Below are 13,910 nucleotides of genomic sequence, written 5' to 3'. Positions count from 1 at the left end.
GCCGCTCCCACTGGGAGCGGCCCCGTTTCACGTGAAACATCAGGCGGTCTTGACCTCGACGAAGGGATCGAGGTCACGCAGGATGGCGGCCTTCGGCTTGGCACCGACGATGGTCTTGACGACCTCGCCGCCCTGGTAGACGTTCAGCGTCGGAATGGACATGACGCCGTACTTGGCGGCCGTGGCCGGGTTCTCGTCGATGTTGAGCTTGACGACCTCGATCTGGTCGCCGTACTCGGCTGCGATGGCCTCCAGAGAAGGCGCGATCTGCCGGCACGGGCCGCACCACGCGGCCCAGAAGTCGACCAGGACGGGCTTGTCGGCGGCGAGGACGTCGGCATCGAAGCTGGCGTCGGTCACGTTCTTGAGGGTGCCGGCCACAGCGGCCTCCTTTTTCCTGCGGGGTGTGGGTGGGGAAGGGGGGTGGTGCGGGGGTCAGACGGTCGCGTTCGCGTGCGCCTGCTCGGCGTCCGCGAGGGCGGCGAGGTAGCGCTCGGCGTCCAGGGCGGCGGAGCAGCCGGTACCGGCGGCGGTGATCGCCTGACGGTAGGTGTGGTCCACGACGTCGCCCGCGCCGAAGACGCCGGTGAGGTTGGTGCGCGTGGACGGGGCGTCGACCTTGAGGTAGCCCTCGTCGTCCAGGTCCAGCTGCCCGGTGAACAGCTCGGTGCGCGGGTCGTGTCCGACGGCGATGAAGAGGCCGGTCACGGGCAGCTCGGAGGTCTCACCGGTCTTGGTGTTGCGCAGGGTGAGGCCGGAGAGCTTCTGCTCGCCGTGGATCTCGGCGACCTCGCTGTCCCAGGCGAACGAGATCTTCGGGTCGGCGAAGGCGCGGTCCTGCATCGCCTTGGAGGCGCGCAGGCTGTCGCGGCGGTGGACGATGGTGACCGACTTGGCGAACCGGGAGAGGAAGGTCGCTTCCTCCATCGCGGTGTCGCCGCCGCCGACGACGGCGATGTCCTGGTCCTTGAAGAAGAACCCGTCGCAGGTGGCGCACCAGGAGACGCCTCGGCCGGAGAGGGCGTCCTCGTTGGGCAGACCGAGCTTGCGGTGCTGGGAACCGGTGGTCACGATCACGGCCTTGGCGCGGTGCACGGTTCCGGCGGTGTCGGTGACGGTCTTGATCTCACCGGTGAGGTCCACGGCCACGACGTCGTCCGGGACGAGCTCGGCGCCGAAGCGCTCCGCCTGGCCACGCATGTTGTCCATCAGGTCAGGACCCATGATGCCGTCCTGGAAACCGGGGAAGTTCTCCACCTCGGTGGTGTTCATCAGCGCACCGCCGGCGGTGACGGCACCCTCGAAGACCAGGGGGCTGAGCGAAGCGCGTGCGGTGTACAGGGCGGCCGTGTAACCGGCCGGCCCGGAGCCGATGATGATCACGTTTCGGACGTCGCTCACGGGTTCGTTCCTCGTCTCTGCGGACTGCGTGCTGCCTACCGGGGGGCCGGTGTGGACTGTCATCCCACCCAACGGATCCTACGGCGCTCGCATTCCCGGTCCGGCGCGGCTCAGCCTTGAAGGGGTCAGGGGCGGGCGTACGTACCGGTGAGCAGTGGCTTGCCGGGGGCCGCCGAGGGGGTGTCCGCGCAGCCGCCGGGAACGACGTAGGCGTCCACGCGGGAGGGATCACCGGGGTGCGCGAGGACGACGAGGTAGACGTCCGTGCCCTGGTAGCTGCCGTGCTCGGCGGCGAGCGGGGTGTCGGAACGGCCGGTGGCCCGCTGGGCACAGGGCGGGACGGCGGGAGCCTGCCGGTCGCCGGGGGCGAGGCCCGGGGAGGTGCCTGGGGGGACGCCCGGCGAGGTGCCGGAGGGGACGCCCGGGGAGGCGTTCTCCATCCCGTAGGTGTTGTTCCTCTGCTCGGGCCTGCTCTGCGGCTTCGCGCCGGAAGCGAGGAGGTGCTGGACGCTGCCCTGGAGCCCCTGGGACGTGTACGAGCCGTCGGAGGCGGGCGGAGTGGCGGTTGCGGAAGTGCCGGTCCGGGCGACGGTGTCGTGGGGGGCGCCTCCGCCCAGGGCGCCGGACAGGACGACGCCCAGTGCGCAGGCCGCGGCGCCCGCGAGGCCGGCGAGGACCGCGATCCGTCGGCGGGCCCGGCGTCGGCCGGGACCGGTTGGGCCGGCCGGGTGACCCGCGGGCCGGGCCGGGGCGGACGGCGGCGTCTGCCGCGGGGCGACGGCGGGGGCGGGCGTGGACTGGGCACGCTGCGAGGTGGAGTCCAGGAGGGCCTCGGCGGCGAGGGCGGCGTCGATGCGGCCCGCGACATCGGAGGGCATCCTGCTCGGCCCCGGCAGGGTGCCGAGCAGGGACCGGATCTCTTCTAGGGAGGCGAGGACGTCGGCGCACAGGGCGCAGGCGCCGAGGTGGCTGCGTACGGCGGCGGTGCGGGCCGGTGGGAGCAGCCCTTCGGTCAGGTCGGAGATCTCCGCGACGTCCGGGTGCCGGATCGTGCCGGTCGTGCCGGTTGTGGGGCTCACGGTCGTCCACCTCCGCCCTTCACTGCGTCTGGGTCTGGCTGCCTGGCTTCTGCCGCTGGTGGGACGGGTGACCCCGGCGTCCGGTTCCTTCCCCGCTCGGCGGAGGTGTTATCCACCGCATTCGAGCGCAGATGAGTGAGCAGCGGGAGCAGTTTCGCCCGGCCCCGCGCGCACCGGCTCTTGACCGTTCCGACGGCGACGTCGAGGACGCGCGCGGCCTCGGCCACGGGGTAGCCCTGCATGTCGACCAGGACGAGCGCGGCCCGCTGCTCCGCGGGGAGGGTGCCGAGGGCGGCCAGCAGCTGCCGATGGAGGTCCTGGCGCTCCGCGGGGGCCTCGGCGGATTCGTGCGGCTCCAGGAGCCGCTCCAGCCGGTCCGTGTCGTCCAGGGGAGCCGTCCGGCGGGAGGCCGCCTTGCGGGCCCGGTCGAGGCAGGCGTTGACGGTGATCCGGTGCAGCCAGGTGGTGACGGCGGCGTCACCGCGGAAGGTGTGCGCGGCCCGGTAGGCGGAGACGAGCGCGTCCTGCACGGCGTCGGCGGCCTCCTCCCGGTCCCCGAGCGTGCGCAGCGCCACGGCCCACATCCGGTCGCGGTGCCGCCGCACGAGTTCCCCGAAGGCATCGGGATCCCCCGCCACGTGCCGCTCCAGCAGCTCGTGGTCACCGGCCCGCTCGGGGTCGTCAGCCGCAGGCTTCATTGTCCCCTCCTGGTGCGCGCGGTACGAGACATTCAAGCGGCTTGAGCAGCGGTTGCGATACGTCCCGGTACCGGACGGGACTGTGCGGGGGTCCCCGCACAGTCCCGGTTGCCGCCCGTATCCGGTTTCAGGAGCTGCCCGGTCCTGAGATCACGACGTTGGTGATGGCCTGCTTGTATCCGGCGCCGCTGTATTCGTAGGGCCCCGACTTGGGCATGGCGGTGATCCACAGGAGCACGTAGCGCGTCTTCACCGGGGTGTCGGTGGTGAGGCCGAGCTGGGTGCCGGACGTGGTTGCACCGGCGATCTTGTGCATGGCACTGACCGGATTCGACGACGACATGTTCGGTGCCGCGTAGATCGCGGCGGTGGTGTGGTCGCCGCCGAATTTGAACGCTATCGAGGCCGCGCTGACCTCCTGCTCGGAGCCGAGGTCGAAGACGAGGCCGACGCCCGCCTTGTAGGCGCCCATGTCCGGGCCGTCGGCGAACGCCTTGGTCCGCCAGTACGACGAGGAGTCGCTGTCGAAGCTGTTCGCGGCGTCCTCCGCGTTCTGGGGGGTCCCGTCCGGGTAGTACTCCTCGGCACTCTTGATGTGCAACGGGACGGGCTCGGGGTTCTTCTTCGAGTCGCCCGTCTCGGACGACTGGGAGTTGCCGGGGCTGCCTCCGTTGCCGCCCTGGTTGCTGTGGTTCAGGAGGGTGTCGGCGAGCTGCCAGCTGCCCAGGCCGAGGGCGGCGATGAGCAGCGCTGCGACACCCCACTTGAGGGCGCGGCCGGTACGGCTCTGCAACGGGGGCGGCGGCGTGGCGGCGAGGCTCTGCACGGTCGGCAGGCCGGTCGCCGGGTGCCGCCCGTAGTTGCCCTGCTGGTAGGTGGTGTGCTGGTACTCGGGCGGGGCGGTGAAAGCCGGCTCCGGCGGCCGGATGCGGGGCATCGCGGCGACGGCCTTGGCCAGCTCCTCGGGGGTGGTGCAGGCGGGCTCCTGCCGGGAGGCGGTGGCCCCGTCGTTGGCCAGGGCGCGCATGGCCAGCTCTCCCAGGCCCCGGTGAACCCCCGCTCGCACCTGGTCGGGGGCGATCAGACCAACGCCCTTGGGCAGGCCGGTGAGGCCGTAGGCGTCCGTTTCGTAGGGCCAGCGCTGGGTGAGCGCCGCGTACAGCAGCGCGCCGATCGCCTCGGTGTCGGCCCGCTGGGGGGTGTCGCTGCTGATGCCGCGCAGGGCGGCGTTCACGGCGAGACCGCGGATGCGGTACTGGCCGGTGGAGGTGCGCAGTATCGCGCTGGGAGTCAGGCGCAGGTGCGCCAGGCCCTCGCGGTGGGCGGCGGCCATGGCCTGCGACACCTGGCTGACGAGCTGGTAGGCCTCGTGGGCCTCCAGCGGGCCTACGGCGAGGATGGCGGTGAGTTCGGTGGCGTCGGGCAGCCACTCGTGCACGACGTAGACGAGGTCGTTCTCCTCGACGGCGTCGAGGACCTGGACGAACCGGGGGTCGCCGAGCAGCGCGGAAGAGCGGGCCGCGGCCAGGACGGTCCGGGCCCGGGGGTGGTCGGCCGGCAGCAGGTGCACGCCGACGGCGCGGCGCAGTTTTTCGTCCATCGCACGCCAGCTGCTGAATCCGTCCAGACGGGTGACGCACTCCTCGAGTCGGTAGCGCCTGGCGAGCTTGTGCCCGCTGTGCAGTTCGGGCGCCGCCACGGGCGCGACTGTTTTGCGTTCGCCATCCGTTTCGCGCATGGATCCGTCCGCGGCTCGGTCGTTCTGGGTGTCCACCCCGTCGGCCGTGGCCTTGACCGCTTCCGCGGTCAGCGGCTCATCGCCGCTGTTGTCGGCCACGTCGACGGCAGCTGTGCTACGTTCCGCCACCGTCGTCCCTGCCTCCCCATCCGTTGCGCGCTGTCAGCCAGTCTGCGAAGCCATGCCAATTGTGCCCACAGTCCGGCCCTCCGCACGACACGCGAAGGAGGGCCGGACCGTCGGGTCTGCCCGTCAACGCCCCAGTCGTCCGCGGACCATTCCGACCATCGCGTTGAGCTCTTCGACGCGCATGCGCTTGGCGGCGGCGAGGAAGACGGCCACCAGGGCGATGAAGCCTGCCACCAGGGCGGCGAGCGACCCGGCGGCTCCACTGCCCAGCCACTTGGTGACCCCGTAGGCGGCCGCACCGGCCACGACGGCGGCCGGGACACAGGCGCCGATGAGGCGGGTGTAGGTGCGCATCACGTGTGCCCCGTCGAGGTCACCGCCGAGGCGGGCGCGCAGGCGGCGCCAGGCGACGCCCACGCCGACCGTGTACCCGAGACCGTAGGCCGCGCCCATGCCGACGACGGCCCAGCGCTCGGGGAGGACGAGGAAGGCGAGCCCCGAGACGCCGGCGTTGACCGCGGCGACGATGACCGTGTTGTAGAACGGCGTCCGGGTGTCCTCATAGGCGTAGAAGCCGCGCAGGACGACGTACTGGACGGAGTACGGGATGAGTCCGAGGCCGAAGGCCATCAGGATGTAGCCGATGTTCTGTGCCGTCGCCGCGCCGGAGCCGGCGTAGAGCAGGGTGGACATCGGGACGCCCAGCGCGAGGAACGCGAAGGCGCAGGGCACGATCGCCACGGCGGAGGTGCGCAGGCCGTAGGAGATGTCGTCGCGGACGGCGGCTACGTCCCCGTCGTGGGCCGAGCGGGAGATACGCGGCAGGACGGCGGTCATGACCGAGACGGTGATGATGGCCTGCGGCATCTGCCACAGGAGCAGCGCGTAGTTGTACGCGGCGATGCCGGTGCCGTCGTGGCCTTGGCTGTGGGCGACGTCGCCCGCCCAGGTCGCGAGCTGGGTGACCACGATGAGGCCGAGCTGGTTGGCCAGGACGAAGAAGAAGGTCCACTTGGCGAGGCCGGCCGCCTTGCCGAGCCCGTGGCCCTTCCAGTCGAAGCGCAGGCGCGGCTTGAAGCCGGCGTCCCGCAGGTAGGGGATCATCGCCAGGGACTGGACGGCGAGGCCGAGCAGGGTGCCCAGGCCGAGCAGCCGGACGCCCTCGGGGGTGATGCTCGCCTCGTCGACGCCGGTGCTGGTGAAGCCGCCGAACGCCCAGATGAACGCGCCGAACGTGGCGATGACGACGACGTTGTTGAGGACGGGGGTCCACATCATGGCGCCGAAACGGCCGCGGGCGTTGAGGATCTGACCGAGCACCACGTGCACCCCCATGAAGAACATGGTGGGCAGGCAGTAGTGGGCGAAGGCGACCGCGACCTCCATCCGGTGCGGATCGTCGGCGATCTTCTGCGACATCATGCCGATGAACAGCGGTGCCGCGAGCACGCAGACCGTGGTGACGGCGCCGAGCAGCACCACGACGAGCGTCAGGAGGCGGTTGGCGTACGCCTCGCCGCCGTCCTCGTCGTCCTTCATCGCGCGGACCAGCTGCGGGATGAACACGGCGTTGAGGGCGCCGCCGCCGACCAGCACGTAGATCATCGTCGGCAGGGTGTTGGCGACCTGGTAACTGTCGTTGAGGGTGGTGACACCGATCGCGGTGCCGATCACGAGGGTGCGCAGGAAGCCGGTGATGCGGGACACGATCGTGCCGGCGGCCATCAGGGCGCTCGACTTGAGCAGGCCCGAGGCCTTGCCGGCGGGCTTGGCCGGAGCCGGGACGGCGACCGGGGGCTCCTCCGCGGTCGCCTGCGGGGCCGCCTCCTGGTCCCGGTACAGGTGGGCGAAGGCGTTCGGTTCCGGCTGTTCGTCCGCGGCCGTGGTCACCAGGGAGTCCACACCCACGAACTCCGTGGTCGTGGGGCGGTCACCGTAGGGCAGGTGGCGGGAAGGGCCGTCGGGCTCGGGCGGCGGGGTCTGGGCCCAGACGCGGGCGTCCGGACCGCCGTACGAGGGCGGCGGCGGAGCCGCGTACAGGGGGCCTGGTTCCAGGTAGGTGCCCGGCGGCGGAGGAGGGTGCGAGGCCCGGTCGTACAGGGCCTCCGCCACGGGGTCCTGGGCCGACAGGTCCTGGGACCGGTAAGGGTCGTAGTCGTAGGCATCCTGGACATACGGGTCGTGATCCGGCCCGGATGCGGGCGCGGAGGCCTGCCCGGGCACCGGGGCACCCGGCGCGGTGCCCTGGGAGGGCGCCGGCCCACCAGTGCCCTGCGCGCGGTCACCGTCGTACGGCGCGTTCATCGAAACCCCACCTCATCGTCCCCAGGCCGACCGGCCACGGCATCGCTTTAACGGTCCACTGTCTCACCCGTGCCGGACCCGCTTGTGCTTTGCGGTCCGGTGTCCGGGGACTCGTCACTCGGCTGCGTGCTCTCCTCGGCGGCCGCGCGGGTCGCCGCGCGCTTGCGGCTCGCGTACATCTTGATGCCCGCGAGGACGAGGAGGAGAACGCCGCCGGCGATGACGAGCATGACGGTGGGAGTGACCTCGGTGGCCTCCACGGTGAACTTCTGTTCCTTGCCGTAGGGGACGCCGTTCTTCGTGAACAGCTGCGCGGTGACCTCGACGGGACCGCTCGCGGTGGCGTTCGCGGGGAACTTCAGGGTCTGGCTGTGATCGGCCGGGACGTTGACTTCCTGCTCGGCCACTCCGCTGTCGCCGAACATCAACCGGGTGGGGTTGGCCGACTTCACCCGCAGGACCAGGTTGTGGACGTCCTGCACGAGGCTGTTCTGGACACTGACCGGGATGATCGCGCTGTGCCCGGACAAGGTGGCGTCGGACTTCGGGACGACCTTGACCTTCTCGGTGAGGCCGATCAGGTAGTCCTGCACCTGGTCCCGGTAGACGCCGGCCTCCTCGGGCCGCCCGCGCCACGAGGTGGACATCTCCCGGTTGGTCGTGTTGCCGAAGGGGATCTCGACGCGCTCGGGAGCGGCGAGGATCACCTTGAAACGGTCGAGGGTGTCCTGGGTGGTCCGGATCTTCTCGAACGCGGACACCGGGAGTTCCTGCCGGCTGAGGGCTTCCGGGTACTGGCCGGCCCCGGGGACCTGGGTGGCGGCGCCCGGGTCCGGCTTGGCGGAAGCAGCGGCTTCCAGGTCGGACGGCTGGGTCCAGCGGCCGCCCTGCAGGCCGCGCAGGGCGGCGGCCATCGACTCCGCCTGGCTGGAGGACGGCATCCGCTGCGGCGTGACGACGAAGCTGCGCTGCTCGTCGCCGCCCTGCAGGTTCAGGGCGAGACTGTGGGCCAGGAACCTCTGCACGGCGAGCGTGGAGTCCCTGGCATTGAGCATGTCGCCTTCGAAGGCCGTCGACAGTTCGGCGTCGGCGACGATCGCGGTGGCGCCCGCGCCGATGGGACGGGCGGCCGTCGGGGTGTAGCCGAGGGCGCCGGTCTCCTGGAGGCTGTCGCTGCGGGTGAGGACGTTGTGGGCGCCCGCCGAGGTGGCGACGTTGACGATCGACGGGTCGATCGCGCCGTTCACCGGCCAGGAGAAGTCGGTGGACGGGGTGACGTGCAGGACCGTCTCGACGGCTTGCTTCGCCTTGTCGGTCGCGGGTCGCAGCTGGCCCAGAGTGCCCGACACGTCCTTGCCGTGGTGGGCAAGGGAAGCCAGGTCGGGGTCGGCGTAGGGCAGCGCGACGACCTTCTTGCCCTGGACCGCGGTCTCCAGCGCGCTCAGCCACTGCTCGGCCACGGCCCTGCTCCTGCCCGGCAGGGGCTTCCCGTCAGGGTCGGGGTTGCGGATCCGGTAGCCCTTGGCCATGGCGTCGACCGTGTAGAGCAGGTCCGGGTCGATGACCCAGGTGATCGGCAGGTCCTTGCCGAGGGAGACCATCCGCTCCAGGCGGCCTCCCGGCGCCAGCTCCTTGGCCAAGGAGTCGTCGAGGAAGACGGGCGTCTGCGTCTCGTCCGAGCCGGTTTCCGCCGTGACCCTGGTGGTGGAGATCAGCGGCCACGCATAGGTGAGGTAGGAGCGCTTCGCGGCGGCCTCGGGCTGCCACGGCAGGAACGTCCGCCGGATACCGAGCACCTGCTCGTACGGCCGGCTGTCGGTCTCTCCCGAGAGGGAGACGCCCAGCTGGTAGACGCCGTCCTTGCCCAGGTCCAGCTTGCCGACCGGGACATTGATGGTGAACGGCCGGCTGGCCTTGGAGGGCAACGAGTCGATCTTCACTGCGAAGGCCGGGTCGATCTCCCCCGGGTCCACGCCGGCCCGGAAGCCGGTGCGGTCCGCCACCTCGTCGATGGACGCCCGGTCACCCACGACGGGGCCCACGCGCAGCCCCACGTGCGCGCCCTTGATCGCCTCGCGGCTGTTGTTGACCACGCTGCCCGAGATGGTGAGGGTGTCGCTCTTCACCGGGGCGTTGGGAGACACCTCAAGCAGCTGGACGTCGACAGCGGAGTCGGCGGCCTGGGCCGGCGGGGCAGGGGCGTAGACCAAGGCGGCGAGGACCGGCGTGCCCGCGAGCAGGACGACTGCCCGCCGCAGCCAGCGGCGCCGGGCAGGGGCGGCTGCCCCCAGGATGTCTGCCGCCTCGGCCACGCGCTCGCCCGTCCCTCGAAGTGTCAGTGGTCGTCGGTTGTGCGTCCACGAATGGTAACGAGGCGCGCTGTGCGCGAGTGCCGCCCCTTGCTCCACATGATCGGCTCCGGCCCGCGGGCGCCGTGGGGCGGGGTCCCGCAAAATCGCGGCGGCCCCCGCCGGGCGGGCCACGTACCCTTTTCTGTTGTGCCGAACGCCAATGAAGACACCCCCAGTGCCCTGAGTCAGGTGCAGCGCCGAGCGGTCAGTGAACTGCTGCGCGTCGCTCCTGTCGCCGACGAGCTCGGCCGCCGTTTCCAGGAAGCGGGCTTCCGCCTCGCCCTGGTCGGCGGCTCCGTGCGCGATGCGCTGCTCGGGCGTCTCGGCAACGACCTCGACTTCACCACCGACGCCCGTCCTGAGGACGTGCTGAGGATCATGCGGCCCTGGGCCGACTCGGTGTGGGACGTCGGTATCGCCTTCGGCACCGTCGGCGCACAGAAGCTGGCCCGCACCGCGGAAGGCGACCGGAACTTCCAGATCGAGGTGACGACGTACCGCTCGGAGTCGTACGACCGCACCTCGCGCAAGCCGGAGGTCTCCTACGGCGACTCCATCGAGGAGGATCTGGTCCGCCGCGATTTCACGGTGAACGCGATGGCCGTCGCGCTGCCCGAGAAGGAGTTCGTGGACCCGCACGGCGGCCTGGAGGACCTCCGGGAAGGCGTCCTGCGCACCCCCGGCACCCCCGAGGACTCCTTCTCGGACGATCCGTTGCGGATGCTGCGCGCGGCCCGGTTCGCCGCGCAGCTGGACTTCGAGGTCGCACCCGAGGTCGTGGCGGCGATGAAGGCGATGTCCGAACGTATCGAGATCGTCTCGGCGGAGCGGGTGCAGGCTGAGCTGAACAAGCTCCTGCTGTCCGCACACCCCCGCAAGGGCCTGGGACTGCTCGTGGACACCGGCCTGGCCGACCGGGTGCTGCCCGAGCTGCCCGCCCTGCGGCTGGAGAGTGACGAGCACCACCGCCACAAGGACGTCTACGAGCACTCGCTGATCGTGCTGGAGCAGGCGATCGACCTGGAGGAGGACGGCCCGGACCTCGTGCTGCGTCTTGCTGCCCTGTTCCACGACATCGGCAAGCCCCGCACCCGCAGGTTCGAGAGCGACGGCCGTGTCTCCTTCCACCACCACGAGGTGGTGGGCGCGAAGATGACCAAGAAGCGCATGACCGCGTTGAAGTATTCCAACGACATGGTCAAGGACGTGTCCCGGCTGGTGGAGCTGCACCTGCGCTTCCACGGGTACGGCGACGGGGAGTGGACCGACTCGGCCGTGCGCCGGTACGTCCGCGACGCGGGCCCGCTGCTGGAGCGTCTGCACAAGCTGACGCGGTCGGACTGCACCACGCGCAACAAGCGCAAGGCCAGTGCGCTCTCCCGTACGTACGACGGCCTGGAGGAGCGGATCGCGCAGCTCAAGGAGCAGGAGGAGCTGGACGCGATCCGGCCCGACCTGAACGGCAACGAGATCCAGCAGGTGCTCGGTGTGGGTCCCGGCCCGGTGATCGGCAAGGCCTATGCGTTCCTGCTGGAGCTGCGGCTGGAGAACGGCCCGATGGGACACGACGCGGCGGTGGCGGCGTTGAAGGAGTGGTGGGCCTCTCAGGCCTGAGCCGGTTCGACCGCATGATGTTTCACGTGAAACATCGCGTGGTCTTTCCCCTGGGCTACTGCTGGGCCGCGCCCCCTACAGGGCGTAGGCCCTGCCGCTGGAGGAGGGCTGCCGTGGCGGCGTAGAGGACGGCCACGCTCACCACCAGCGGAACGGACCGGCCGTCGGCAGGGAGCATCAGGGAGGACACCGCCGCTGCTGCGACGAACGCGGCGTTGAACAACACGTCGTAGACGGAGAAGACGCGCCCCCGGAACTCGTCGTCCACCTGGAACTGAACGACGGTGTCGGTGGAGATCTTGGCGCCCTGCGTGGCGATGCCCAGGGCGAAGGCGGCGACGAGCATTGGTCCGGGTGCGAAGAACAGGCCGAGTGCCGGAACCAGGATCGCCGCGCCACCGGCGCACACGGTCATCCAGCCGCGGGTGCCCAGCCGGCCCACCAGCCACGGCGTGACGACGGCCGCCGCGAAGAACCCCGCGCCGGAGACGCCGATGGCGACGCCCAGCAGGGCCAGGCCGGCGGACTCGTTGTCCGACCAGGAGTAGCGGCACAGCATGAGCAGGGTCACCAGCAGAGCTCCGTAGCAGAACCGCATCATGGTCATCGCGGTGAGCGCCTGGGCGGCTTCGCGGCGTCCGGCCAGGTGCCGCAGGCCTTCGGCCATGCCGCGCACGGTGAGCGCCGCCCCCTCGGCGAGCGACGGACGGGACCGTCCAGGGGGGTGGTCGGGTCCCAGGAGGCCGACGGCCAGGCGCAGGGAGACGAGCGCGGCGCACAGGTACAGCCCGGCGCCGAACAGCACGACCAGCGCGTCGGAGTCCGCGGCCAGCAGCCGGACCAGGAAGGCCAGCCCCCCGCCCGCGGTCGCCGCGAGGGTACCGGCGGTGGGTGAGAGGGCATTCGCTGTCACCAGCTGGCCGGACCCGACGACATGCGGCAGCGACGCGGCGAGACCTGCCAGCACGAAGCGGTTGACGGCGGTCACGGACAGGGCCGAGGCGTAGAAGAGCCAGTCAGGGACGTGGATCACGATCAGCAGGCCGGTCACGCAGGCGAGGAAGGCGCGCAGGAGGTTGCCGTAGAGGAAGACCTGCCTGCGGCGCCAGCGGTCCAGCAGCACTCCGGCGAACGGCCCGATGGCGGAGTAGGGCAGCAGCAGCACGGCCATCGCCGAGGCGATGGCCGCGGGTGAGGTCTGCTTCTCCGGCGAGAACACCACGTAGGTGGCGAGCGCGACCTGGTAGACGCCGTCGGCGGCCTGGGAGAGCAGCCGGACGGTCAGCAGATTGCGGAAGTCCCTCAGGCGCAGGAGTACGCGCAGATCACGTACGACAGGCATGAGGGCAAGGGTCACATACGCCGAGGGTCCCCGGGCACATTGCCCGGGGACCCTCGGCGGAAGAACGGTCGAAGTCCAGGTGTCCGAAGGACGTGGTCTTCGCGTGCTTTCTGGTGGAACGCGTGAGCCGGAGCTGCTTAGCGCTCGACCTCGCCCTTGATGAACTTCTCGACGTTCGCGTAGGCCTCGTCGTCGAAGTACTGGACCGGCGGGGACTTCATGAAGTAGCTCGACGCCGACAGGATCGGACCACCGATGCCGCGGTCCTTGGCGATCTTCGCGGCGCGCAGGGCGTCGATGATGACACCGGCCGAGTTCGGGGAGTCCCAGACCTCGAGCTTGTACTCGAGGTTCAGCGGGACGTCGCCGAAGGCACGGCCCTCGAGGCGGACGTAGGCCCACTTGCGGTCGTCGAGCCACGCGACGTAGTCGGAGGGGCCGATGTGGACGTTCTTCTCGCCGAGCTCACGGTCGGGGATCTGCGAGGTGACGGCCTGCGTCTTGGAGATCTTCTTCGACTCGAGGCGGTCGCGCTCGAGCATGTTCTTGAAGTCCATGTTGCCGCCGACGTTGAGCTGCATGGTGCGCTCGAGACGGACGCCGCGGTCCTCGAACAGCTTCGCCATCACACGGTGCGTGATGGTGGCGCCGACCTGCGACTTGATGTCGTCGCCGACGATCGGGACACCGGCCTCGGTGAACTTGTCCGCCCACTCCTTGGTGCCGGCGATGAAGACCGGGAGGGCGTTGACGAACGCGACCTTGGCGTCGATGGCGCACTGGGCGTAGAACTTCGCCGCGTCCTCGGAACCGACGGGCAGGTAGCAGATCAGGACGTCGACCTGGCGGTCCTTGAGGACCTGCACCACGTCGACCGGAGCCTCGGCGGACTCCTCGATGGTCATGCGGTAGTACTTGCCCAGGCCGTCCAGGGTGTGGCCGCGCTGCACGGTGACGCCCGTGTTCGGGACGTCGCAGATCTTGATGGTGTTGTTCTCGCTGGCGCCGATGGCGTCCGAAAGGTCGAGGCCGACCTTCTTCGCGTCGACGTCGAACGCGGCGACGAACTCGACGTCACCCACGTGGTAGTCGCCGAACTGGACGTGCATCAGACCGGGGACCTTGGCCGCCGGGTCGGCGTCCTTGTAGTACTCGACGCCCTGCACCAGCGAGGCGGCGCAGTTGCCCACGCCGACGATGGCTACGCGAACCGAACCCATTCCGGTTGCTCCCTGTTTGTTCTCGGACGAGGCC

10 protein-coding genes are annotated in these 13,910 nt (G+C 70.6%); 1 reads left to right on the top strand and 9 read right to left on the bottom strand.

Annotation, left to right across the window (positions count from 1 at the left end):
- Nucleotides 1-39: 39 nt before the first annotated feature.
- The 7 genes from trxA to ACIA6C_RS19980 all read right to left on the bottom strand — a co-directional run bounded on the left by trxA (nucleotide 40) and on the right by ACIA6C_RS19980 (nucleotide 9,661).
- Nucleotides 40-381 (bottom strand): thioredoxin, encoded by a 342-nt coding sequence (gene trxA / locus ACIA6C_RS20010; RefSeq protein WP_361130781.1) that lies wholly within the window; start codon nucleotides 379-381, stop codon nucleotides 40-42.
- A 54-nt stretch (nucleotides 382-435) separates the two neighbouring features.
- The gene (gene trxB, locus ACIA6C_RS20005; protein ID WP_329196671.1) at nucleotides 436-1,401 is read right to left on the bottom strand and encodes a thioredoxin-disulfide reductase; all 966 of its coding nucleotides are present in this window, start codon (nucleotides 1,399-1,401) and stop codon (nucleotides 436-438) included.
- Between the two features lie 125 nt (nucleotides 1,402-1,526).
- Nucleotides 1,527-2,480: a hypothetical protein gene (locus ACIA6C_RS20000; RefSeq protein WP_399277573.1), complete on the bottom strand. Its 954-nt coding sequence runs from the start codon at nucleotides 2,478-2,480 to the stop codon at nucleotides 1,527-1,529.
- Nucleotides 2,477-3,178, bottom strand: a complete 702-nt coding sequence (gene sigM / locus ACIA6C_RS19995; protein ID WP_399277571.1) for an RNA polymerase sigma factor SigM — start codon at nucleotides 3,176-3,178, stop codon at nucleotides 2,477-2,479. Before sigM ends, ACIA6C_RS20000 begins: the two co-directional genes overlap by 4 nt.
- Before the next feature lie 127 nt (nucleotides 3,179-3,305).
- A complete protein-coding gene (locus ACIA6C_RS19990) occupies nucleotides 3,306-5,045 on the bottom strand; it encodes a protein kinase family protein (protein ID WP_399277569.1) in 1,740 nt (579 codons plus the stop codon).
- Nucleotides 5,046-5,168: 123 nt separating this feature from the next.
- A complete protein-coding gene (murJ, locus tag ACIA6C_RS19985; protein WP_399277567.1) occupies nucleotides 5,169-7,349 on the bottom strand; it encodes a murein biosynthesis integral membrane protein MurJ in 2,181 nt (726 codons plus the stop codon).
- A gap of 47 nt (nucleotides 7,350-7,396) precedes the next feature.
- Nucleotides 7,397-9,661, bottom strand: a complete 2,265-nt coding sequence (locus ACIA6C_RS19980) for a DUF6049 family protein (RefSeq protein ID WP_399277565.1) — start codon at nucleotides 9,659-9,661, stop codon at nucleotides 7,397-7,399.
- A 186-nt stretch (nucleotides 9,662-9,847) separates the two neighbouring features.
- On the opposite strand from ACIA6C_RS19980, the gene ACIA6C_RS19975 reads away from it, so the two are divergent.
- Nucleotides 9,848-11,314, top strand: coding sequence for a CCA tRNA nucleotidyltransferase (locus tag ACIA6C_RS19975; protein WP_399277563.1), 1,467 nt, complete (start codon nucleotides 9,848-9,850; stop codon nucleotides 11,312-11,314).
- A gap of 55 nt (nucleotides 11,315-11,369) precedes the next feature.
- Here the strand turns inward: ACIA6C_RS19975 and ACIA6C_RS19970 are convergent, their stop codons facing one another.
- Nucleotides 11,370-12,656 carry an MFS transporter gene (locus tag ACIA6C_RS19970; RefSeq protein WP_399277561.1) on the bottom strand — a complete coding sequence of 429 codons (1,287 nt, stop codon included), beginning with the start codon at nucleotides 12,654-12,656 and terminating at the stop codon, nucleotides 11,370-11,372.
- 137 nt (nucleotides 12,657-12,793) lie between these two features.
- Entirely contained in the window at nucleotides 12,794-13,876 is a 1,083-nt protein-coding gene (locus ACIA6C_RS19965; protein ID WP_361130806.1) for an inositol-3-phosphate synthase, read from the bottom strand.
- Between the last annotated feature and the right edge of the window lie 34 nt (nucleotides 13,877-13,910).

Source organism: Streptomyces sp. NPDC051578 (assembly GCF_044454045.1).
Lineage (GTDB): Bacteria > Actinomycetota > Actinomycetes > Streptomycetales > Streptomycetaceae > Streptomyces.
Note: the sequence above shows the minus strand (reverse complement) of the source record. Positions and strands in the feature narration are given on the sequence as shown.

Excerpts from the sequence above, each read along its gene's own strand:
- murJ (WP_399277567.1), bottom strand. The coding sequence starts at position 7,349 with ATGAACGCGCCGTACGACGGTGACCGCGCGCAGGGCACTGGTGGGCCG.
- sigM (WP_399277571.1), bottom strand. The coding sequence starts at position 3,178 with ATGAAGCCTGCGGCTGACGACCCCGAGCGGGCCGGTGACCACGAGCTG.
- ACIA6C_RS19970 (WP_399277561.1), bottom strand. The coding sequence starts at position 12,656 with ATGCCTGTCGTACGTGATCTGCGCGTACTCCTGCGCCTGAGGGACTTC.
- ACIA6C_RS19965 (WP_361130806.1), bottom strand. The coding sequence starts at position 13,876 with ATGGGTTCGGTTCGCGTAGCCATCGTCGGCGTGGGCAACTGCGCCGCC.